The sequence below is a fragment of the Bradyrhizobium quebecense genome (assembly GCF_013373795.3).
GTDB lineage: Bacteria > Pseudomonadota > Alphaproteobacteria > Rhizobiales > Xanthobacteraceae > Bradyrhizobium > Bradyrhizobium quebecense.
In genome coordinates, this window is sequence record NZ_CP088022.1 from 265,800 (window position 1) to 288,569 (window position 22,770).

General features: G+C 66.8%; 20 protein-coding genes. All 20 read right to left on the reverse strand.

Annotation, left to right across the window (positions count from 1 at the left end; all coding sequences use genetic code 11):
• Positions 1-3: 3 nt before the first annotated feature.
• Positions 4-1,575 (reverse strand): isochorismatase family protein, encoded by a 1,572-nt coding sequence (locus HU230_RS01410; protein ID WP_176533293.1) that lies wholly within the window; start codon positions 1,573-1,575, stop codon positions 4-6.
• Positions 1,576-1,592: 17 nt separating this feature from the next.
• Positions 1,593-2,441, reverse strand: coding sequence for an MBL fold metallo-hydrolase (locus HU230_RS01415; RefSeq protein ID WP_173641088.1), 849 nt, complete (start codon positions 2,439-2,441; stop codon positions 1,593-1,595).
• Positions 2,442-2,490: 49 nt separating this feature from the next.
• Entirely contained in the window at positions 2,491-3,381 is an 891-nt protein-coding gene (locus HU230_RS01420; protein ID WP_176533292.1) for an amidohydrolase family protein, read from the reverse strand.
• Positions 3,378-4,496: a vWA domain-containing protein gene (locus HU230_RS01425; RefSeq protein WP_176533291.1), complete on the reverse strand. Its 1,119-nt coding sequence runs from the start codon at positions 4,494-4,496 to the stop codon at positions 3,378-3,380. Before HU230_RS01425 ends, HU230_RS01420 begins: the two co-directional genes overlap by 4 nt.
• Complete coding sequence (locus tag HU230_RS01430) at positions 4,493-5,374, reverse strand: AAA family ATPase (protein ID WP_176533290.1); 882 nt, start codon at positions 5,372-5,374, stop codon at positions 4,493-4,495. The genes HU230_RS01425 and HU230_RS01430 overlap by 4 nt, the downstream gene beginning before the upstream one ends.
• Positions 5,375-5,383: 9 nt before the next feature.
• On the reverse strand, positions 5,384-6,406 hold the full coding sequence (locus tag HU230_RS01435; protein WP_028333322.1) for a xanthine dehydrogenase family protein molybdopterin-binding subunit: 1,023 nt from the start codon (positions 6,404-6,406) through the stop codon (positions 5,384-5,386).
• A 2-nt stretch (positions 6,407-6,408) separates the two neighbouring features.
• A complete protein-coding gene (locus HU230_RS01440) occupies positions 6,409-7,998 on the reverse strand; it encodes a xanthine dehydrogenase family protein molybdopterin-binding subunit (protein WP_176533289.1) in 1,590 nt (529 codons plus the stop codon).
• 12 nt (positions 7,999-8,010) lie between these two features.
• Positions 8,011-8,490, reverse strand: a complete 480-nt coding sequence (locus tag HU230_RS01445) for a (2Fe-2S)-binding protein (protein ID WP_176533288.1) — start codon at positions 8,488-8,490, stop codon at positions 8,011-8,013.
• Between the two features lie 6 nt (positions 8,491-8,496).
• On the reverse strand, positions 8,497-9,315 hold the full coding sequence (locus HU230_RS01450; protein WP_176533287.1) for an FAD binding domain-containing protein: 819 nt from the start codon (positions 9,313-9,315) through the stop codon (positions 8,497-8,499).
• Positions 9,316-9,330: 15 nt separating this feature from the next.
• Positions 9,331-9,774: an SRPBCC family protein gene (locus HU230_RS01455; protein WP_176533286.1), complete on the reverse strand. Its 444-nt coding sequence runs from the start codon at positions 9,772-9,774 to the stop codon at positions 9,331-9,333.
• 217 nt (positions 9,775-9,991) lie between these two features.
• A complete protein-coding gene (locus HU230_RS01460) occupies positions 9,992-10,429 on the reverse strand; it encodes an SRPBCC family protein (protein WP_092124412.1) in 438 nt (145 codons plus the stop codon).
• 9 nt (positions 10,430-10,438) lie between these two features.
• Complete coding sequence (locus HU230_RS01465) at positions 10,439-13,324, reverse strand: flotillin family protein (protein WP_176533285.1); 2,886 nt, start codon at positions 13,322-13,324, stop codon at positions 10,439-10,441.
• A 25-nt stretch (positions 13,325-13,349) separates the two neighbouring features.
• Complete coding sequence (locus HU230_RS01470) at positions 13,350-14,183, reverse strand: phosphoenolpyruvate hydrolase family protein (RefSeq protein WP_176533284.1); 834 nt, start codon at positions 14,181-14,183, stop codon at positions 13,350-13,352.
• Between the two features lie 3 nt (positions 14,184-14,186).
• Positions 14,187-16,397 (reverse strand): ABC transporter permease, encoded by a 2,211-nt coding sequence (locus HU230_RS01475; RefSeq protein ID WP_176533283.1) that lies wholly within the window; start codon positions 16,395-16,397, stop codon positions 14,187-14,189.
• The gene (locus HU230_RS01480; protein WP_021075866.1) at positions 16,390-17,172 is read right to left on the reverse strand and encodes an ABC transporter ATP-binding protein; all 783 of its coding nucleotides are present in this window, start codon (positions 17,170-17,172) and stop codon (positions 16,390-16,392) included. The genes HU230_RS01475 and HU230_RS01480 overlap by 8 nt, the downstream gene beginning before the upstream one ends.
• Complete coding sequence (locus HU230_RS01485) at positions 17,165-18,250, reverse strand: branched-chain amino acid ABC transporter permease (protein WP_176533282.1); 1,086 nt, start codon at positions 18,248-18,250, stop codon at positions 17,165-17,167. The genes HU230_RS01480 and HU230_RS01485 overlap by 8 nt, the downstream gene beginning before the upstream one ends.
• Before the next feature lies 1 nt (position 18,251).
• Positions 18,252-19,262, reverse strand: a complete 1,011-nt coding sequence (locus HU230_RS01490; RefSeq protein WP_097673275.1) for a branched-chain amino acid ABC transporter permease — start codon at positions 19,260-19,262, stop codon at positions 18,252-18,254.
• 120 nt (positions 19,263-19,382) lie between these two features.
• Complete coding sequence (locus HU230_RS01495) at positions 19,383-20,201, reverse strand: helix-turn-helix transcriptional regulator (RefSeq protein WP_176533281.1); 819 nt, start codon at positions 20,199-20,201, stop codon at positions 19,383-19,385.
• Positions 20,202-20,339: 138 nt separating this feature from the next.
• On the reverse strand, positions 20,340-21,590 hold the full coding sequence (locus HU230_RS01500; RefSeq protein ID WP_176533280.1) for an ABC transporter substrate-binding protein: 1,251 nt from the start codon (positions 21,588-21,590) through the stop codon (positions 20,340-20,342).
• A gap of 454 nt (positions 21,591-22,044) precedes the next feature.
• On the reverse strand, positions 22,045-22,764 hold the full coding sequence (locus HU230_RS01505; RefSeq protein WP_176533279.1) for an SDR family NAD(P)-dependent oxidoreductase: 720 nt from the start codon (positions 22,762-22,764) through the stop codon (positions 22,045-22,047).
• Between the last annotated feature and the right edge of the window lie 6 nt (positions 22,765-22,770).

The window sequence follows — 22,770 nt, forward strand, 5'->3', positions numbered from 1 at the left end:
TCCTCAGCCGAGCGCCTTGATGACGGTGTCGGCGTTGGTCACGACAGAGACGTTCTGCAGCGCGAAGTTGATCGCGGCGTTGTGCCAGTCGGCATTCATGGTCGAGCAGCAATCCTCCGGCACGATCATGAAATAGCCCTTGTCGGCGCCGGTGCGCGCGGTGTGCTCGACCGACATGTTGGTCCAGGCCCCAGTGTTGATGATCATGTCGCGGCCGGTGGCTTTCAGGATGGTCTCGAGCCGGGTACCTTCCCAGGCGCTCATCCGCATCTTCTCGACCACGAAATCGCCCGGGCGCGGCTCGAGCCCGGAGACCGGCGCCGCGCCCCAGCTGCCGCGCACCATCGCCTTGCTGTCGACCAGTCCCTCGAACAACGGCGCATTCAGCGTCACGCCGGGCGCGCCCGGCTCGACCACGAACCAGACGTGGATGATGGCGACGCCGCGGGCACGGGCGGCCTCCGCGACGCGGCGGACATTCTCGACGACGTGCTGCTGGCGGGCATGGGCCGGCGCGCCGGAAGAGGCGAACGCGCCGCCATCCATGATGACGTCGTTCTGCATGTCCTGGATGATCATCGCGCAGCGATGCGGATCGATCTGCATCTCGCCGGCAGTCAGGTTAGGCGCAGGTGCGGATGATGCGGCACTCGCCGCGCCGCGCTTGCCGCTCATATAGGGCTCATGGCGCGGCCCGACCTTGGTCGGGATCGCGTACACCGAATGGGTCGCGGTCAGATAGAGCGTGCGGAAATCGGCGCCGCCCCAGGCGAGGTTGGCGACGAGCTCGGGCAGGCGGACCTTGCCAAGCAGGTCGCCGGCGGGCGAATAGACCCAGACGCCGCCGGGTGCGGTGACCCAGACATTGCCGCGCTGGTCGCACTTCATGCCGTCGGGCAGGCCGGGCTCGAGCTCGGAGCGGATGCCGGAGGCGAACACGCGCGGATTGGCGAGCGAGCCGTCGGCGCCGACATCGAAGGCGCGGATCAGCGCCTGCACGGTGTCGTTGACATAGAGGATGCGCTCGTCGGGCGAGAAGCACAGTCCGTTCGGCTGCTCGAACAGATAACGGTCGACCAGCAGTTTCGGTCCGCCGCCGCCGGGCGGCACGCGGTAGACGCCCTGGAAGCCGAGCTGGCGCGGCCGCTCGACGCCATAGACCGGCATCCGGCCGTACCAGGGATCGGAGAAATAGATCGCACCGGAGGAATGCACGCAGACGTCGTTCGGACTGTTGAGCTCCTGGTTCTCGTAATGCGAGGCCAGCACCTCGCGCCGCCCGTCGGGCCGCTCACGGATCAGCGAGGAGGTCGCGTGCTCGCAGACGATCAGATTGAGGTCGGCATCATAGGTCATGCCGTTGCACTTGTTCGACGGACGCTTGACCTCGACCACGCCGCGCCGTGCATCCCAGCGCCGGCGCACGTCACCGGGCATGTCGGAGAACAGCAGGAAATGATCGAGCGGATGCCAGATCGGTCCTTCCGTGAAATCGAAGCCCGTGCCGACCTGACCGACCGGCGCGTAGGGGTCGATCAGGTCTTCGAACTCCGCGCGCAGCGTGACATGCGTCATCGCGTTCGTCCTCGCTGTTACGCCGGAAACCAGTTGCGTTGCGGCAGGCTCTGGACGACGGGCCCGGGCACCTGGTCATGCAGCCGGCCGACCACCATGCCGCCCTCGATCTTCGCCGGGCGATCGTGCACCGGCAGCAGATAGCGCGAGCTGGAGAGCAGCTTCTTGATCGCGGCCTTCTCGGCGCGCTTGCTGGTGCCGTGATTGCCGGTGGTGCGCGGCTCGGCGTCCTGGATTTCGTTGAACGGCGTGACGATCTGGTCGTTGAAATCATAGATCACGTCGCCGCAGATCGTCGCGATGCCGTCGGCGGTGTGGACGTGGATGTTCATCGAGCCTTCGGTATGGGCGTTGGCGGCGTCGCAATAGACGCCCGGCATCAATTCGACCGGGCCGGTGATCTCGAGGTCGAGGAAGCGCAGCGCGCTCTTGGTGTGCAGGCGGTCGATCAGGTGCTTGATGTCGGGCGCGGGATATTGCGGGTGCATCAGGCCGGAGACGGAATATTCCAGCTCCTTGCGGTTGACGACGACGGTCGTGTTCATCGGGAACAGATCGTCCTTGCCGGCATGATCGATGTGCAGATGGGTGTGGCAGACGAAACGGACGTCGCCCATCCGCACGCCGTGGCGGGCGAGCTGGTTCTCGATCATGTTCTCGTGGAACTGGAGGCCGCGCATGCCGAGCGTCTCCATGATCTGGTTGGAGCGATAGCCGGTATCGACCAGCACGGGGTAGGGGCCGCCGAGGATCAGGAAGCCGAGCGTCAGCACTCGGCGGGTGCGGCCGCAATTGTGCCCGAGCACGAGGAAGCTCGATTCCAGCTCGATATCGCCATAGTCCAGGATCTTGATCTCCAACGGCATCTTTCTCCCTCCCAATTCGTGTTCGTTGTTATGTTCGTCCGCAGCGCGCCTATGGCCCCAGCCGATAGACCCGCGCCGCCGTTGTGCTGAAGATCGCCTCGCGCTGCTCGCGGCTGAGCCGTTCGGCGGCCGCCTTGAAGGCGTCGATGAGATCGCGGTAGCTGCTCCACAGCTTCTCGATCGGAAAGTTCGAGCCGAACAGGCAGCGGTCCGCGCCGAAGATCGCGACCGTGTCGATCATGACGCCGGTGATATGCGCGGCATCGTTGCGATGGATGAAGGTGCCGAGCCCCGACAGCTTCGACACCACGTTGGGACATTGTGCGAGCCGGGCCATGCCGGCGCGCCAGGCGGCGCGGCCCTGCGGCGACAGATCCTCCAGCATGCCGGCATGCTGCAGGATGAACGTCACGTCGGGGCAGGCCTCGGCGAGGCCGGCCGCATCGGCCATCTGCGGCGCGAACACCTGCAGGTCGAAGCTCCAGCCATAGTCGGCGAGATGGCCGACATTGCGCCGGATCACCGGATCGGTGCAGAGATCGGGACGGGCCGCGAAGCGGTAGAGCGGGTTTTCGTGCCAGTGTAGCTGCATGCGTACCCCGCGCACCAGAGGATAACGCTTCAACCGATCGAGCTGCGGACGGACGTCGTCGACGGTGAAATCGGCATAGGCGACGAGCGCGTGCGGCCAGCCGTGCTGATCGGCGGTCTGCTGCACCCAGGCCGCCTCGTCCTCGAACTGGCCGTTCGGCCAGTTGGTCTGGACATAGACCGAGCGGGTGACGCCGGCGCCCTTGAGGTCGTCGAGATATTCCTCGATCGGATAGTCGCGGCGGATCGGCTCGTAGGGGCCGAAGATGCGCGGCCGCATCGGGCCGGACAGCCAGGCGAGATCGGCCTGGCGCCAGATGTGATGATGTGCGTCGACAATGCCGGTCACGCAGCTCTCCTTGTTCCAAGCGACAGCAGATGCGCGACCACTGCCGCGCTCGATCCGCCGTCCACGAGATCATCGACAAAGCGCTGGATCGCGATCAGTGCCTCGGTTTGCGGCTTGAATCCGGGCGATGTCGCCAGCGGCGTCAGCCAGCTCACGCGCCAGGCCCGGCGCGACAGCTTTGCGACGGCATCGCGCAGCGCGGCCGGATCGCCGCGTTCGAGACCGTCGGAGACGATCACCACCGCGGCGCCGCGGGCATATCCGCCGAACCGCGGCACGGCGAGGAAGGCCTGCAGCGCGTCGCCGATCCTTGTGCCGCCGTCCCAGTCGCTGACCAGGAAGGAGGCCGCATTCAGCGCCTGCTCGCGCCGCTTCAGCCGCAGCGCCGGCGTGACGCGGGTCAGCCGCGTGCCGAAGGTGAACACCTCGACATTGCCGGCCGCCTGCACCAGCACGTGCGCCAGCCGCATGTTCTCCTCGGTGCGCGCCTTCATCGAGCCGGAGACGTCGATCAGGAACAGGATCTTGCGCGGGCGGTGGCGGCGGCGCATCCGTCCGAGCCGCAGCACCTCGCCGTCATTGCGCACGCTTTCACGTAGAGTGCGGCGGAGGTCGGCGAACGGGCCGCTCCTCGCACGCCGTCGCCGGTGGCCGCGGCGACGCGGCAGCCGCTGTGCCGCCTCGCGCGCCAGCCGGCGCAGCGGATCGCTGGTCGCGGTCTGGGCAAATCGTCGCTCGACCAGCGCCTCGGCGCGCGCCGCGGCGAGGCCGGATTCGTTGGCCTCATCGGCAAGCGGCGGCTCGTCCTCGCCGCGGCCTTCCTCCTGCAGGCGAACGGTCTCCTCGTCCTCGCCCTCGGCCTGCTCGATCGCATCAGTGCCGCGGAAATGGATGTCGAACAGCCGGTCATACGTTGCACGGCGCTCCGGCGGCGGCGCCAGCGTCGCAAGCCCGGCCTGACGGATGTGCTCCAGGCTGCGCGGTCCGAGCAGTTCGATCGCCGCGAGAAAACTCGCCGTCTGTTCCGGTGCGACCGAGAAGCCGTTGGCGCGCAGCAGCGCAACAAAGGTGACGAAGATTTGCGCGGCGTGCGGCAGCTTGAGGTCGTCGCTCACGCGGCCGCCTCCGCTATGATCGCATCAAGCCGGGGCGAGATGAAATGCAGGTCCTCTTCGTCCTTCAGCGCAACGCCGATCGAGCGCTTGAACGCATCAGGCCAGCGCGCGCCCCCCTTGTGCAGCAGGGTTGCGGCCTCCGCCCAGTCGACCGCCTCGGCAACCCCCGGCGCCTTGCTCAGCGGCTCGCGGCGCAGCCGGCCGACCGCGGCGACCACGGCGCGGGCAGTCGCCTCGGCGACACTGGAGGCCCGCATCATCACGATCCGCGCCTCGCGCTCGGCATTCGGATAATCGATCCAGTGATAGACGCAGCGCCGCCGCAGCGCCTCGTGCAGATCGCGCGTCCGGTTCGAGGTCAGCACCACGACGGGATGCTCGGTGGCGCGCACGGTGCCGCGCTCGGGGATCGAGATCTGGAAGTCGGAGAGGAATTCGAGTAGGAAGGCCTCGAACTCCTGATCGGCACGGTCGATTTCATCGATCAGAAGAACGGTCGCATCCGGCGCGCGCAACGCGGCCAGCATCGGCCGCTCGATCAGGAAGGACTCGCCATAGATGTCGATGCTCTCTTCGCCCGCCTGCCGGATCGCCAGCATCTGGCGCGGATAGTTCCACTCATAGAGCGCGGCGGATGCGTCGATGCCCTCATAGCATTGCAGGCGGATCAGCCTGCGGCCGAGCACGGCGGCGATCGCTTTCGCGGCCTCGGTCTTGCCGACACCCGGCGCGCCCTCGAGCAGCAGCGGCTTGCCGAGCGCGAGCGAGAGATAGGAGGCGGTCGCGATGCCGTCGTCGGCGAGGTAATAGGCCGCGCGCAGCGCCTTCTCCAGCGCCTCGGGGCTGTCGATACCGACAATGTTGCTGCGGACCGGCATGAAGAGACCTCAGCGCCGCGGTTGCGGCCGTGCGCCGCCTTGCGCCTTGATCGCGCGCAGCACTTTCTCCGGCGTGATCGGCAGGTCGTCGATACGCACGCCGACTGCATTGAAGATCGCGTTCGCGACCGCGGGCAACACCGGATTGGCGCACATCTCGCCGGGTCCCTTGGCGCCGAACGGGCCGTCGGGCGCCGGGCGTTCCAGCACCGCAATGTCGTGCGGGCAGATATCGCCGGGGCCCGGCATCAGGTATTCGACGAAATCGCGCGGGCCATGCACCGGCTCCGGATAATAGGGCTCCGGCGTCTCGTAGAGCGCGTGGCTGACACCCATCCAGGCGCCGCCCACCAGCTGCTGCTCGACCAGCCGCGGATTGAGCGCGCGGCCGAGCTCATAGGCAGAATCCATCCTGACCATGTCGACCTCGCCGGTCTCGTCGTCGACCTCGACCTCCGCGACGAGACAGGCATGCGCATAACAGGTCGCCGGCGACATCTCGCCGGTTTCGGGGTCGACGTCGGACAGCGGCACCAGGAAGATACCGCGGCCGGAGATCGTCTTGCCCTGCTTGAACTGCGCGGCAATCGCGACGTCCTTGGTCGAGATCGAGCGGTGCGGCGCACCCTTGACGTGGATGTTGCCGCGGCCGTCGGTCTCGAGATCTGCGGCGTTCACCTCGAGCTCCTCGGCGGCCGCCTCCATCATCACGCCACGGGCTTCCCGCGCCGCCGCCATCACCGCGTTGCCGACGCGGTGGGTGCCGCGCGAGGCGAACGAGCCCATGCAATGCGGCCCGGTGTCCGAATCCGCGGTGTCGACATAGACGTCCTCGACCGGCACGCCGAGCGTTTCGGCGCAGATTTGCCGCGTCACTGACTTCATGCCCTGGCCAAGATCGATCGAGGACAGCGCCACGGTGAACTTGCCGCTCGGGTTGGAGTGCACCAGCGCCTGGCTCGGGTCGCCGCCGAGATTCATCCCGATGGGATAGTTGACTGACGCGATGCCGCGTCCGCGATGCCGGGTCATGGTCAGCGCCTCCTGGTGCCGAAGACGGAAGAGAAGCGGGTGGCGCCATGCGACGGCGAGGCCTGCCGCGGTGGCGGAGGTGATGGTGGCGTTGAAGAGGGCGGCGGTGGCGGCTCGCGGGTCGCGGCCGGCGCGCGGTCATACGTCGTGCGCTGCTGGCCCGGTGCGGCCGCCGACGCGTGCGGTTCCCGCGGCGTCAGCGTCACGGCGGCACGGATCCCGCCACCATCCTTGCGCGACGACATCCGCTTGAACTCCTCGCGGAGCGGCCATTTGGCCTTCTCGGCGGCGACCTGCACGCATTCGATCAGCGCGGTGTTCTTGGCCTCGCGGCGGTGCGCCTTCATGTCGCCGTCGCGATACGCATTGAGGATCCGGAATTCCATCGGGTCCATGCCGACCAGATGCGCGAGCTTGTCCATCTGGCACTCGATGGCGAAATCCATCGCCGTGACACCGAAGCCGCGCATCGCGGTCGCGGGCGTCCGGTTGGTGAAGACGCAGTAGACGTCGCCATGGACGTTCGGGATCGTGTAGGGGCCGGGCAGATGGGCGGCGCATTTCACCGCCGCATAGCTCGACAGCCGCGTATAGGCGCCGCTGTCGAAATAGGCGCGCACCTTGCGGGCGACGACGCGGCCGTCGCGCATCACGCCGTCCTTGATGTAGATGCGCTCGGCACCGCGCGGCGGGCCGTATTGCATCTCCTCTTCGCGCCCGAACACGTAGCGCACCGGGCGCCCGGTCAGCATCGCGCCGAGAATGCACAGCGGCTCGGTCAAGGTATCGACCTTGCCGCCGAACCCGCCGCCGACCGTGCCGCCGATGAAGTGGAAGGTGTTGGAGGGCACATCGAGGATCTTGGCGCAGGTGTCGACCGAGAAGAACAGCGCCTGTGTCGAGGTGTAGACGATGTAGCGGCCGTTGGTGTCGGGTGCGGCAATCGAACCGTTGGTCTCGGTCGGCGCGTGCTCGATCGGCGACATCTGGTAGCGCTGCTCCAGCACATGGTCGGCCGAGGCCAGGGCGCGGTCGGCGTCGCCGAAGCGCAACTGCTGGCGATCATAGGTCTCGTGATAGGTGAAGGTGTTCTTGGGATAGACCTCGTTGACCACGGGCGCGCCGGGCTTCAGCGCGTCTTCAACGTCGAACACCGCCGGCAGCGGCTCATAGTCGATCTTGACCTTCGCAATGGCTTCAAACGCCTCGCGCGGACTGTCGGCGACGATGGCGACGATCGGCTCGCCCTTGTAGCGCACCTTGTCGACCGCGAGCGACGGCTCATCGTCCTTGCCGAAATTGATCAGGCTGAGCAGCGTGTTCAAATTGCGCGGCACGTCGGAGGCGCGGATCACGCGTCGCACCCCCTGCGACCGCTCGGCCTCCGAAGTGTCGATGCGGCGCAGCCGCGCATGAGAATGGGCGCTGCGGACCACCTTCAGGTGCAGCATGCCTTGCAGCTTGTGGTCGTCGAAATAGGGCGAGGTGCCGGTGACATGGCCGAGCATGTCCTGGCGCTGCGTGCCTTTGCCGATCTCCTTCAGATTGTCGTCGCGCTCGTCGGCGAAGAGGTCCTTGCGCAATTCCAGCATGGCATTGTTCCCTTACGCGCGGGCCCGGCCGCCGGAAGCGGCTGATAGCACGGCGTTGATGATCGGCTCATAGCCGGTGCAGCGGCAGATATTGCCGGAGATCGCCTCGACCACCTCCGCACGGCTCGGTTGCGGATTGCGGTCGAGCAGCGCTTTGGCGGCCATCAGCATGCCCGGCGTGCAGTAGCCGCACTGCGCGGCGAAATTGTCAGCGAAGGCGCGTTGCAGCGGGTGCAGGGTGGGGCCGTCCTTGATGCCGTCGAGCGTCTCGACCGAGCGGCCGGCGACCGTTTCGGCCAGCGTCAGGCACGAGAGGTGCAGCTCGCCGTCGATCAGCACGCTGCAGGTGCCGCAGCCGCCCTGGCCGCAACCGAACTTCGGCGTCATGTCGCCGATCAGCTCACGCAGCGCGACCAGGAGATTGGTGCCGCCGTCGACGAAGATCGCGACGTCGCGGCCGTTGTGGCTGAATTGCAGAGGGGTCTTGGCCATGACGATCTATTCCCGACCGGACAACAGGCGCCTGAGATGGACGCCGACGATCTCGCGGCGATACCAGGCGCTGGCGAGCGCATTGTCGCCGGGGGAAGTTCCTTCGACGGCTGCCGCGGCAGCCGCATTGATCGTGGACGTGTCGAGCGAGCGTCCTTCCAGCGCGCGCTCGGCGGCGCGGGCGCGGATCGGGGTTGGCGCCATCGAGCCGAGCGCGACGCGGGCGCCGACGATGCGGCTGCCGTTGACCGGCAGATGCGCCGCGAGCGTGATCACCGCGCCGCCCTTGGGCTTGATCCGCGCGATCTTGCGGTAGCGGAAGGCCTCAGTGCTGCCCGGCTTGGCAAAGGAGATCGCGAGCACCAGCACGCCGGCCTGCCGGTCGCGCGATTGCAAAAATTCCTCGATTGCGATCTCGCGGCCGCCAAGCCCGCCCTGCACCGACACGACGGCATCGAGCGCAAGCATCGCGACCGTGAAGTCGCCATACGGCACCGGCGCGAACAAATTGCCGCCGACCGTGCCCATGTTGCGCACCGCCGGTCCGCCGATCGAGCGGGCGGGGCCGTGCAGGAAGCCGAGATCGCGCTCGGCCAGGATCCGCGCGAAGGTGACGCCGGCGCCGAGCGTGATGCGCGAGCCGGACGCGTCGATCCGCGTCATCGTCTGGTCGCTGGCGCGCACGACGGTCGAGATCGAGATGTCGCCCTCGTTCAGCGCCCGCATCACCAGCGTGCCGCCGCCGAGATAGCGGGCGCTGCGGTCCGACGACAGCGCCGCCGCGGCGTCATGGGTGCTGGTGAAGGTCTTCACCGTGACTGGCATGATGTCCTTCCCCGCTTACGCGGCCTCCTTCAGATGCCGGCGGATGGCGTCGAAGCCGGCCTGGTAGATGTCTTCCGAAACCATGTGCGTGATGCGGTCCCTGTCCTCGGTCCGCGTCGTGAAGCGCGACTCCCAGTGCCAGAAGGTGCGGTCGCCGTCGGTGACCGGCAGCAGGCGAACATGCGCCACGTAATTGAACATCGGGATCGGCGTATCGAGCAGGCAGTAGCTGAAGCTCTGCTCCAGGTCGGATAGCGCGAGCAACTGCTCGCGCAGCTCGGAGCCGTCCTTCAGCTTGAAGCGCCTGACACAGCCGATCTTGTCGGACGGCTGTGCCCGCTCGATCCCGCTGGTCGCGACCGCGGGGTGCCAGCGGTCATGGCCGTTGAAATCGCGCAGCACGGCCCAGACGGTGTCGGTCGGCGCATCCAGGATTGTGCTCTTGACGATGTGCGGCACGGTCAGCTTCCAATATCTCGCGTTTGCATCGATGCGGCCGCGCGTATCACCTCTCCCCAACGGGGAGAGGTCGCGCCGGAGGCGCGGGTGAGGGGGCTCAGGTCCCTCGAGAGACTGCCACCCCTCACCCGGATCGCATCTCGCGATGCGATCCGACCTCTCCCGCAGGGGGAGAGGTGGACCGTCTGCGTGGAAAAAGTTGACCTACGCATTTTCGCTACCCCCCAAACGCCCGCTTCAGTGCGTCGAACCCGCCCTGAAACACACCGCCGCCGATATTGTTGACAAGCTCGGCCTCGCGCTCCGGCGCGCAGTCGAACTCGGCGGTCCACTCCATGAACGTCTGGTCGCCATCGGTGACCGGTGTCAGCCGCAGCGTCGCGACATAGTTCTCGACGCCCATCGGCGATTCCAGGATCGAGTAGGTGCAGAACATGTCGTAGTCGGACAGGCCGAGCAGCTTCTCGCGGATGCGATCGCCGTTGCGCAGGCGGAAATCCCTGACGCAGCCGATCTTGTCCGAGGGTTCGCCGCCCTCGATCCGGCTTTCGGCGATCGCAGGGTGCCAGTTCGGCAGCCCGTTGAAATCACGGACGCGCGCCCAGACCCGGTCGTTGCGGGCGTTGACGACAGTAGAGACGTAAACCCGTGCCATGTTGCGAGCTCAGTCCTTCTTGCGCGGCGTGCGTTCGGGGCGCGGCTCGCCGCCGCCCTCGGGCGCTGCCGGCTTGGCGTCGGCGCCGCTCTTGCGTGCGGAGTCCTTGATGCCCTGCATGTCCCGGGCCTCGCGGATCAGGCCGGGCATCTTCGCGAGGCTGCCGCCCTCGACGCCGATATCCGACAGGATCGAGTCGATCAGCGGCGCCTGCACGCGGTAGCGCAGCGCCGAATCGATCACCTCGTCGGTGGCGCTGCGGCCGGAACCGCCGCCATTGCCGTTGAGCCCGTCGACCTGGAGGATGCGGATGCCCTCGATCTTCTCCATCGGCTTGACGCTCTCGCGCACGATGCCCTCGATCCGGTCGAGCAGCTTGCGGCGGAACAGCGAGTAGCGCGCCTGGTCGGTCAGCACGTTCTCGGCCTCGTTGAGCAGGCGCTGGGCCTCGGCCTCGACCGTAGCACGGACCCGTTCGGCCCCGGCCGCGATCCTGGTTTCCTCGGCCTGCTTCTCGGCGAGCAGCACCTCGACGGTCTTACGCCGCTTGGCGATCTCGCTCTCGCGCGCGGTAACGACGCGCTCGGCCGCCTCGGTGGCATGGACCCTTGCGTCCTCGGCGGCAGCGCGCGCCGCGGATTCCTCCAGCGACTTCTGGTGCAGCGCGATCGCCTTCTCCATCAAGGCGGTTTCGACGTCCTTCTCCCTGTTTACCTCGAGCTTGCGCAGCTCGCGTTCGCGGCCGATCCGGGCCTCGTCGAGGCCGCGGTCGGAGGCGATGCGGGCGCGCTCCACTTCTTCACGCGCCGCGATCTCGGCCTCCTGCAGCGATTGATTGCGGGCGACCTCGAGCTGCTCGATCGAACGGCGCCGTTCGATGCGCGCCGCCTCCAGCGCCTGCTCGCGAGTCACATCGGTGGTCTCGACCTCCTTGAGGGCCGTGATCTCGGCCTGCTTGACCTGCCGGTCGGCATCGATCCGCTCCGAACGCTTGGCGGCGAGCGCGATCACGCGCTCCTCGTCGGCGAGCTCGATCGCTCGCTTCTGGTCGATGTTGAGCACCTCGCGGGTCCTGGAGGAGGTGATCCGCTCGCTTTCCAGCGCCAGCTCGACATCGATCCGCTGCCGCTCGACCGCGTCGCGGCGCTTCAGCTCGGCGGCCTCGATGGCTCCGGTGCGTTCGATCTCGAGCGCGCGGGTCTCGCGCTCGGCACGGATGCGCTGCGCGGCGACCGACTTTTCCTGCGAAATGCGCGCCGCCTCGATCGATTCGCGCGAGGCGATGTCGGCTTCCTCAATCGCACGGGTGCGCGCGATCTCGAGCGCCCGGACATGTTCCTCCTGCGCAATCCGCGACGCCTCGGTGGCGTCGCGCGCGGTGATCCCGGCGATCTCGATCGCCTGGTTGCGCTCGATCTCGAGCTTGCGCGTGGTGTGATCGGCGGCGATGCGCTCGGCGGCAAGCGTCTTCTCTCTGATGATGCGGGCGGCCTCGACCGACTTCTGGGCCTCGATCTCGGCTTCCTGGATGGTCCGCACCTGCTGGATCTCCAGCGCGCGGGTGCGCTCGTCGGAGGAGATGCGCTCGACATTGACCGTCATGGTCTGGGCGATGCGCGCTTTCTCGGTGGCCTCGCGGGCCGCGATCTCGGCCTCCTCGACGGCACGGGTGCGCTCGATCTCGCGCCGGCGGGTCTCTTCCTCATTGGCGATGCGGGCATCGGTGACGACGCGGTCCTGCTGGATGCGGGCCTTTTCGATCGACTCGCGGGCGGCGATCTCGGCTTCCTCCACCGTGCGCATCCGCTCGATCTCGCGCTGGCGGACCTCACGCTCGGAAGCGATGCGCGTGGTGTCGACCGAGCGCTGGTTGGCGATCCTTGCCTTCTCGATCTCCTCACGCGCCAGCAACTCCCGCTCTTCGACCGCGCGGGTGCGCTCGATCTCCCGGTGCCGGGTCTCGCGTTCCGACGCGATCCGGGCTTCGGTGATGGCCTGCTCATTGGCGATACGGGCCTTCTCGATGGCTTCACGTGCGGTGATCTGGGCCTGCTCGGCCTCGGTCTCGCGCAGCGCGCGCTCGCGGGCGACTTCGGTGCGTTGCAGGGCGCGGCGCATCTCGATGTCGCGTTCTTGCTCGAGGCGGGCGGTCTCGCTCTCGCGCTCGATGTCGAGTGCCTGCCGCTCGGCCTCCAGGTTGCGGGAGCGGATCTTGATCATCGAGTCCTGCTCGATGTCGTTACGCAGCTTGCGCTTGGCCTCGATGTCCTCCATCAGGCGGGTCAGGCCTTCGGCGTCGAAGCGGTTCGAGGGGTTGAAATATTCGAGGTCAGTCTGGTCGAGATCCGTGATCGCGACCGACTCGAGCTCGAGACCGTTCTGCGCCAACGCTTCGGCTGCATTGGCCTTGACGCGGGCGACATATTCGCCGCGCTGCTCGTGCATCTGCTCCATCGTCATCTCGGAAGCAACCGAGCGGATTGCGGAAATGAACTTGCCGGAGAGCAGGGTGTGCAGCTGTTCGGGCTCCATGGTGCGGCGGCCGAGCGTGGCGGCGGCGATCGAGACGGCCTCACGGGTCGCCTGCACCCGGACGTAGAAGTCGGCCTCGATGTCGACGCGCATGCGGTCGCGGGTGATGACGGCATCCTGCCTGGAGCGCACGATTCCCATCGGCAGCACGTTCATGTTCACCGGCGTGTAGTCGTGGATGAACGGCAGCACGAAGGCGCCGCCATTGATCACCACGCGTTCGCCGAGGAAACCGGTCCGGACGAAGGAGGTTTCCTTCGATGAGCGGTGGTAGAGCCAGTTCACCACATAGACGATGATGACGATCGCGACGATTGCGACGATGAGCCAGAGGATCAATTCACCGACCAGCATCCCCGACATCTCTTCCTCCCTTGGTCACGGCGCGTTAGCGCGCGCCGATCGCCTTGAACTTGCGAACCTGATCCGTCAGCGCCCGCTCGACCGGCAAGCGCTCCATCGAGGAGGCGCCGTAGAAGCCGTGGCAGTTGCGGGTCTGCTTCATGATGAAATCGGCATCCGCGGGGTCCGCGATCGGGCCGCCATGCGCGAGCACGATGATGTTCGAATTGACGCTGAGAGCGGCCTCGGCCCAGGCCTCGATCCGGGCAGGGCAGTCGGCGAGCTTCAACGCGGTCTGCGCGCCGATCGTGCCGCCCGTGGTCAGGCCCATATGGCAGACGATGATGTCGGCGCCGGCGATCGCCATCGCGGTCGCCTCCTGCTCGCTGAACACATAGGGCGTGGTCAGCATGTTCTTGTCATGCGCCTTTGCGATCATATCGATCTCGAGCGCATAGGACATCCCGGTCTCTTCGAGATTGGCGCGGAAGGTGCCGTCGATCAGGCCGACGGTCGGAAAGTTCTGCACGCCGGCGAAGCCGATCGCCTTGAGCTGATCGAGGAATACGTCCATGTCGCGGAACGGATCGGTGCCGTTGACCCCGGCGAGCACCGGCGTCTTGGTCACGACCGGCAGCACCTCGGCGGCCATCTCGACGACGATCGCATTGGCATCGCCATAGGGCATCAGTCCGGCGAGCGAGCCGCGGCCGGCCATGCGGTAGCGGCCGGAATTGTAGATCACGATCAGGTCGACGCCGCCGGCCTCCTCGCATTTTGCCGATAGGCCAGTGCCGGCGCCGCCGCCGACGATCGGTTCGCCGCGTGCGATCATGGCGTGAAACTTCTTCAACAGCGCCGCGCGTTCAAACCTGGGCATGGGTCACCTCGCCACTCTGCGCCGGCCACCGGCGCGTCCGAGCAGCGGACGGAACGCGCTGACGATGGCGGCGGTGAACTCGGGATCATTGATGTTGCGCTTGATGCGGATGATCTGCCGGTTGCCCGTCTGGCGCACGGTCTGCTCCAGTGCGCGGAACAGCGCCGTATCGGCATCAGGGTCCCAGAACGGCTGGCCGGGCGCATCGAGCGCGGAGACGCCGCCTTCGGCCAGAAAGAAACGCACCGGCCCGTCCATCTGGTTGAGGCGTTCGCCGATCCAGCGGCCGATGCGCTCGTTCTCCTCCGGCGTGGTCCGCATCAACGTGACCTGCGGATTGTGGACGTGGAATTTGCGCTGCCGGTAGCGCTCCGGGACAGTGTCGGGCGCGCCGAAGTTCACCATATCCAGCGCGCCGACCGAGCCGACATACGGCACGCGGCTGCGGATGATGGCGCCGAACCGATCGTCGGTCGCAGGGAATACGCCGCCCATCAGGAGGTCGCACACCTCGGTCGTGGTGAGATCGATGACGCCGGCGAGTTGGCCGGATTCGACCAGCTTCTCCATCGAGCGGCCACCGACGCCGGTGGCGTGGAAGACGAGGCACTCGAAATCCTCGCGCAGGTCAGCCGCGATCTTCTGCACCGCCGGCGTGGTGACGCCGAACATGGTGATGCCGATGGCCGGAAGATGAGCGCCCGTATCGCGTGGCTTGCCGGCCTGTTCCTCGAGCCGCGCCTTGACCATGCCGACCAGCGCATGGGCGCCGTTGCCGAGCACCGTTCGCGAGATCGAGTTGAGGCCCTGCACGTCGGTCACCGAATACATCATGGTGATGTCGGCAGGCCCCACATAGGGACCGACGTCGCCGGACGCGACCGAGGAGATGATGAGCTTGGGCACGCCGACCGGAAGCGCCCGCATCCCCGGGGCGATAAGCGATGCGCCGCCTGAGCCGCCGGCGGAAATGATGCCGGCGACATTGCCCTGGCGGCGCAGCCATTGCTCGAATGCGTCCGCCATCGCGGTCACCGAGGCGCCGCGGTCGGTGCCGAACACGCTGGAGCCGCCACGGCCTTGGTTGAGGGCAATCTCCTGCGCAGTGACGTCGCAGCTCGCCGCCTTGCCGCTGGTCGAGACGTCGACCAGCCGGGTGCGCAGGCCGCTGGCCGCGATGATATCGCGGATGAAGCGCAGCTCCGCACCCTTGGTATCGAGCGTGCCGACGACCAGCACGACCGGCGGCCCCGATGTCCTCGACGTTGCCGGTTCGCGCCGTGAGCGGGTTGCTTCCTCGAGACGCGTGACGGCGATGGACTGCGTCCGTGCAGCGGCCTCGATGCGGGCGATCGGCACCGGCTGCGACCAGCGCGTCGGCAGCACGGGATTGGAGACGTAGATGCGAACCGGACCCTTGCGCTCCGGCTGCGGCGCGCCGGCCGCCTCAGCCTTTTTCGGCGCCGTCTCGGCATCGATCTCGTCAGCGCCGTGGGTGCCGACGCCGAGCAGCCGCTGCTGCAGCTCGCGGTCGGTGGCGAGCCGCGCGGAGTCGATGATGCGATTGATCCGGCCATTGACCATGATGGCGACGTTGCGCGACACCGCGGTCGCGACGCCGATGTTCTGCTCGATGACCAGGACGGACATGTCGTCTTCGTCGCCGAGGCGCAGCAGCATCTCCTCGACTTGCGCGACGATCACAGGCGCAAGTCCCTCGGTCGGCTCGTCCATGATCAGGAGCTGCGGGTTGGTGAGCAGTGCGCGCGAGATCGCGAGCATCTGCTGTTCGCCGCCGGAGAGCTGGTTGCCGCCGTTGTTCTTGCGTTCGGCAAGGCGCGGGAAGGTGTCGTAGATGCGCTCGATGGTCCAGGCGCCGCGGCGCAGGCCGCCGGCGAGCGCCAGGTGTTCGTCGACCGTCAGCGAACGCCACAGGCGCCGGCCCTGCGGCACGTAGCCGACGCCGAGCCGGGCGATCCGCGCCGGATTCAGCCGCGTGGCCTCTTCGCCGCGAATCCGGATCGAGCCGCTGCTGGCGCGAACCAGGCCCATGATGGCCTTGCACAGCGTGGTCTTGCCCATGCCGTTGCGGCCGACCACCGAGAACACGCCGGCATCGAGCGTGAGGTCGACGCCCTGCAGCGCATGCGAATGCCCGTAATAGACGTCGAGGCCTTTCACCTCGAGTGCGGGAACTGGGCGGCGTTCATTCATGGCCGCCTCCGAGATAGAGTTCCTGCACCTCGGGATCGGACTCGATCTCGCGCGGCAGGCCTTCCTTGAAGATGCGGCCGTTATGCATCATCGTCACGCTCTCGACGACGCGCAGCGCAACGTCCATGTCGTGCTCGATGATGATGTAGCCGATATGCGCCGGCAGCGAGGTCAGGATCTCGATCAGCTCGCGCCGCTCGGTCGGCGACAGTCCCGCCGCCGGCTCGTCGAACAGGATGAAGCGCGGCGCGCCGGCCAGCGCGAGTGCGATCTCGAGCTGGCGCTGCTGGCCGTGCGCCAGCTCGGCGACGCGCTGGTCCTTGACGCCGGCAAGGTGCACGGCCTGCACCAGCGTTTCGGTCGCGTGCATCAGCGCATCGTTCTGCCCAGGGCGCAGCAACGAGAACCGCCCGCGGGAGACGCCGCGGCAGGCGAGATAGACGTTGTCCTGCACGGTGAGGCCGGGGAACAGCGCCGAGATCTGGTAGGTGCGGCGCAGCCCGCGGCGGATGCGTTCATAGGGCGGAAACTGGGTGATGTCCTCGCCGAAGAAGCGGATCGTGCCGGAGGAGGGCGGGAAGTCGCCGGTGATGCAGTTGAACAGCGTGGTCTTGCCGGCGCCGTTCGAGCCGAGCACCGCGCGCCGTTCGCCGGGCCGCACGGTGATGGTGACGTCGGTCAGCGCCGCCAGCGCACCGAACAGCCGGGTCACGCCGCGCAGCTCCAGGGCTGCGCCGGCGCCGACCACGGACAGTCGCTGCGCGACGCTATCCATGGCGGCCTCCGCCCGAACGTTGCGTCGCGGATGCGCTGCGCCGCCGCCAGCGTTCCCAGAGGCCGATCACGCCGTCGGACGACCAGAACACGATGGCAAGGAAGCCGAGCCCGATCAGCAGCCGGAAGCGATTGCCGTCGAGCCCGAACTTGATCAAGACGTCGAGCGCGAAGGTGCGCAGCAGCACGAAGATGAGGGCACCGATGAACGGACCGATCGGCCGGGTGATGCCGCCGACGACGGCGATGATCAGGACGTCGATGCAGGCGCCGACGCTGACCGAGCCGGGCGAGATCTGCCGGTAGTTCCAGACCTGCAGCACGCCGCCGAGCGCCGCGATGAAGGCGGCGAAGGCGTAGGCCGCGATGCGATGCGCGTTCGGATTGAAGCCGAGTGCGGCCATGCGGCGGGGGTTGTCGCGGACGCCTTGCAGCGCGAGGCCGAACGGCGCGCGCGAGACATACTGGACGGCGAAGTAGCAGATCGCGGCGACGCCGAGCGTCACATAATAGAAGGCGATGTCGGCGCGCCAGTCGACGCCCCAGAAATGCGGGGTCGCGACGGTGTTGATGCCGGTGTGGCCGTTGAAGATCGCCCAGTTCTGGTTGGTGAAGTAGTAGAACGCCGCGCCGATCGCCAGCGTGATCATGATGGTGTAGATGCCCTCGGTGCGCACCGCGAGCGCGCCGCCGAGTGTGCCGAACAGCGTCGCCAGAGCCAGCGCCATCGGGGTTGCGAGCCACCACGGCCAGCCGAGGCTGATATTGGCGTTGCCGCTCATGCCGAACACCGCGACCATGTAGCCGGCGAAGCCCGCGATGGTGAGCTGCATCAGGCTGACCATGCCACCATAGCCGGCGAGGAACATCAGGCTCAGCGCGATGACGCCGAGGATCAGCGTGGTGGCGAAGATCTCGATCAGGAAGAAGCCGTTGGCGATCAGCGGCATGATCACGAGGAGCAGCGCGACCAGCCAGGCCGCCGGATTCTGGAATTCCGGCCAGGTGCGGATCAGGGCGCGGCGGGTCGCGTTGGCGGATGGGTCGGGGCGGAACTGGGTGCTCTGCAGCAACGACATCTCATCGCCTCGCGAGCAGGCCCTGCGGCCGCAGCGCCAGCACCACGACCATGATCAGGAAGGTGACGACGATGGCGTAGGTCGGGATGTAGACCGAGCCGAGCTGCTCGGCGAGCCCGATGATGACGGCGCCGAGCGCAGCCCCCGGGATCGAGCCCATGCCGCCGACGATCACGACCACCAGCGAGGCGAGGAGGAAGCGCGTGTCCTCGCCCGGCGACAGCGACTGGAAGGTGCCGCCGACCACGCCGGCGATGCCGGCAAGGCCCGCGCCGAGTGCGAACACCAGCACGAACACCAGCTGGATCCGCACCCCGGTCGCGGCCAGGATGTCGCGGTCGTCGACCCCGGCGCGCACGATCATGCCGATCCGGGTGCGGTTGAGCGCCAGCCACATCGCGATGCCGATGACGACGGAGGCTGCGAAGATCACGAGCCGCACCAGCGGATACTGCAGATAGACCGGCTCGCCCGATGATTTGATCGCGGTGAGTAGCGGCAGCTGCACTGGGCCGATCAGCCAGCTCGGGGTCTGGACCTGGTAGAAGTCGCCGCCGAACACCCAGAGCATCAGATCGGCGAACACGATCGAGAGCCCGATCGTGACCATGGTCTGCCTGAGGTCCTGACCCTCCATGCGGCGGAACACGGCGAGCTGCAGGATCACGCCGACCAGCGCCGCCGCGATGAAGGCGACGATGAAGCTCAGGATCCACGACCCGGTCCAGGTGCTGATGGCGTAGCCGATATAGCCGCCGAACAGATAGAGCGAGCCGTGCGCGAGGTTGACGTTGCGCATCAGGCCGAAGATCAGCGTGAAGCCGCTGGCGACCAGGAAATACAGCCCGCCGAGCGTGATGCCGTTCAAGACGGCGTTGAGGAACACGCGCTTGCGGCCGATCGCGGCTTCCAGCCCCGGCGGCCAGATCGCGAACACCAGCCACAGCAGCACCGCGACCGCGATGATCACGATCAGCGCCCAGGCCGGATGGCGTTCGATGAACCTGGCCATCTCCGTCGCGTTCCCTCTGACGTGGCGACCGTCTGCCGGGCCGCGTGTCCTTTATCCTACCGAGGGCGAAAGCTTCGGATTTGATCGAGAGTATCTTTTATCGTCTGCTCTGGAACTCCTTCACGGCCGCAACACCTTGGCGGCGCGGCGATAGTCGGTCGGTGCCATCCCGACATTGGCGGCGAAGAAGCGGGTGAAGCCGCTCTGCGAGGAGAAGCCGAGATCGAAGCCGATATCGGCGATCGGCGCCTCGGTCGCCACCAGCGCATCCAGCGCCTGCTCCATGATCAGCGTGTTCATGTAGAGGTGAGGGGTGACGCCGGTCTGGGTGCGGAACAGCCGGTAGAAGTGCGGCCGCGACAGGCCCGCTTCGCGCGCGATCGCATCGAGCTCGATTTCGGCGCCGGGGCTTTCCGACATCAGCTTGATCGATTTGCGGACGCGGAAATCAGTCACGGCAGCAGCGGCGCGCGCGTCCTGCGCCGCCTGCCAGCTCTCCTCGTAGCAGGAATCGATCAACTGCCTGAGCTCGCAATCGAGGCTGCGCAGTGACGGCGCGCCGCACACCAGTGCTGCGGTGCGGCGGATCAGCCGGTCGAGCGTCTCGGTGCGCGGAAAAAAGGTGCGGCCGAACCGCAGGCCCTGCGCGCTCGCGGGCTGCGGCGCGAACCATTCGGCATTGACATAGAGCACGAAGAAGATCGCGCCGTGGTCCATGTCGGTCGGCAGAAAATTGTGCGGTTCCCAAGGGTTGACCGCGACCACGGTGTCGTCCTTGAGCAGCAGGCGCTGCTCGGAGACATCGATCTGCGCCGGCGTGCCGCCGACATGAAAGATCAGGTGCCCTTCGCGGTGCGCATGCACGTTGAAGGGACGGTTCAACTGATAGACCGTCGCGCGACCGAACCGGCCGTGGAAGACGGCAAGCGCCCTGCTCATGCCTCCCCTCCCGCGGGATGTTCTTGTCTTTTCGACAAGCGTTCATCATCCGCCCGCGGAAAGCAAGGGCGAGCAGGGCTGTTCATGCAACCGCGCGGCTCCGTCACGGCTGGCTTGCTCGCACCTGCAACAAATACGTCAGTACTTCTTGCACTCCGGGACCGTGCGGCTCGGCAGGCCGATCTTGGCGAAAACCGCCGGATCGTAGCCCAGCGTCTGGTTGACGTTCGGGATCACCTTCACGACCTTGCTGAACAGCGCGCCCTTGCCGTCATCGACCACCTCGGTGACGAAATTGGTGCCGATCGCCTGGCGGTTGGCGTCGAGCTTGATCTTGCCGTTCGGGGCGTCGATCTCGATCTTCGCCAGTGCGTCCTTCAGCTTGGCCTGGTTGTTGGAGAGATCGCCATTGACCTGCCGCAGCGCCAGGATCAGCGCCATGGTCGAGCCGTAATAGTTGGTGGCGAGCAGCGACGGGCTCGGGAAGCGTTTGCTCTCCGGGAACGAGTCCTGATAGGCCTTCACGAACTTCTGCCAGCCCGGATCCTCCCAGGTATCCGCCTGGCCGCTCGCGGCGATGGTGCCGATCAGCGCGTTCTTGGCGCTGCCCTTCGACGACAGGATGGTCTGGTCGATCATGATCGAGCCGCCCATCAGATGCGCCTTGCCGCCGGCCTGCTGATACTGGTTGAGGAAGTTGACGGCGTCGGCGCCGCCGAGGCCGAGATAGATCGCATCGACATCGTCGGGAAGCGCTGCGATGACAGAGGCGAAGTCCTTGGTGCCGAGCGGCACCCATTGCCGGTTGGTGACCTGGCCGCCGGCGCCGCAGAATTCGAGCACCAGGCCGAACACCTGGGTGTAGATGAACGAGTAATCCTCGCCGACGGTGGCGATCTTGCGATAGCCCTTGGTCTCATAGGCATATTTGCCGAGGCCGACCTGCCACTGCGCGCCGTCCATGTTGTAGCGGAAGAAGTTCGGCGCCGGATCGACATAGGTCGTCTCCTGCGCGCCGGAGGCGGCGTTGACGAAGGTCAGCTCCGGATGGGTCTTGGCAAAATTCTTCACCGCGATGCCCTCGTCGCCGGACAGCGGCGACAGCAGGATCTGCACCTTGTCCTGCTCGATCAGCTTGCGCACCGCGCGCACCGCGGAGTCCGGCGTCGCGTCGGTCGAGGCGACGATGAACTCGAGCTCCTTGTCGCCGATCTTCTTGCCGAGCACGTTGAGCGCGGTCTGGTGGCCGCGCATGCCATCCTCGCCGAGCACCGTATAGGTGCCCTCGAGCGTCGCGGTGACGCCGACCTTGATCTTCTCCTGGGCGAACGCCGTGCCCGAAAGCAACAGGCTGCTCAACGCAATCAGTCCTAAACTGCCTTTCAACATCGCTCTCCTCCCTCTGTGTTGTCACCGGCGTCCACCTGGCCTGACGAAGGCTGATGGGCGTCCGGTTGTTTCCGGCAAAGCTAGCCGAAGGCAGGCGCGGCGCGGATGTCGTCGCAGCGGGGGTGCTTAACGGGCAGTCTCATTTTGATTGTTGCGCCGCAGCGCGGTTCGCGGCGCAATGTAGCGGAGGTTCGGTGTAGTAGTTCCGTCATCCTGAGGAGCGCGTAGCGCGTCTCGAAGGATCGACGGCCACCGGCCGGGCCGTGCATCCTTCGAGGCTCGCTGCGCTCGCGCCTCAGGATGACGGGGTATGCGTTTGCGTTCTCGCGACATGATTTGTCCGAGCTTTTGCTTTTCGTTTCGTCCTCTGTTCAGAGGGCGCAGGGAAAGCCCGGTGTCGATGCACCCATGGGTCCCGTTCAACAAAGCACGGGAGGTAGGACCACATCGCCCGCTACGGCATGTGGTGGCCGGCGGCCTGTCCGCCGTCGACGTGGAGCACTTCTCCGGTCACAAATCCTGCGCCATCGAGGTAGAGCACCGCGTCGACGATGTCGGAGATCTCTCCCATCCGGCCGACCGGGTGGAGCGCGGCCAGCGCTTGATGCGCCTCCGCGGGGTGCATCGGGGTCTTGATAATCCCGGGCGACACTGCGTTGACGCGGATTCCGGTCCTTGCATATTCGATCGCGAGCGCGCGGGTTGCGGCGTTCAGGGCGCCCTTGGTCAGCGAGGCGAGGGCGGCCGGAACGCTGCTCATCGGCTGGTCGACGAGACTTGTCGTGATGGTGACGACGTGGCCGTGGCCCTGCTTGCTCATCAGCTCCAGCGCGCGCCGGGTCATGTTGAAAAAGCCGGTCACGTTGGTCGAGATGTAGCTGGCGTAGTCATCCTGCGTGTAGGCGGTGAAGGGTTTGGCCATGAAGATGCCGGCGTTGTTGACCAGCGTGTCGACGCGGCCGAAGCGCTCCAGCGCCGCCTTGAATACGTTCTCCGCCGTATCGGCTGCGCCGACATCACCCGCCACCGTGACGATATCCGCATCGGTGGCCGGCTTGATCGAGCGCGACGTCGCGACGACCCGGCGATTGCGATCCCTGAAGGCCTGAACGATGCCGGCGCCGATCCCCTGCGATGCGCCGGTGACGATTGCCACCTTCCGCTCTGTGCTCATGATTGC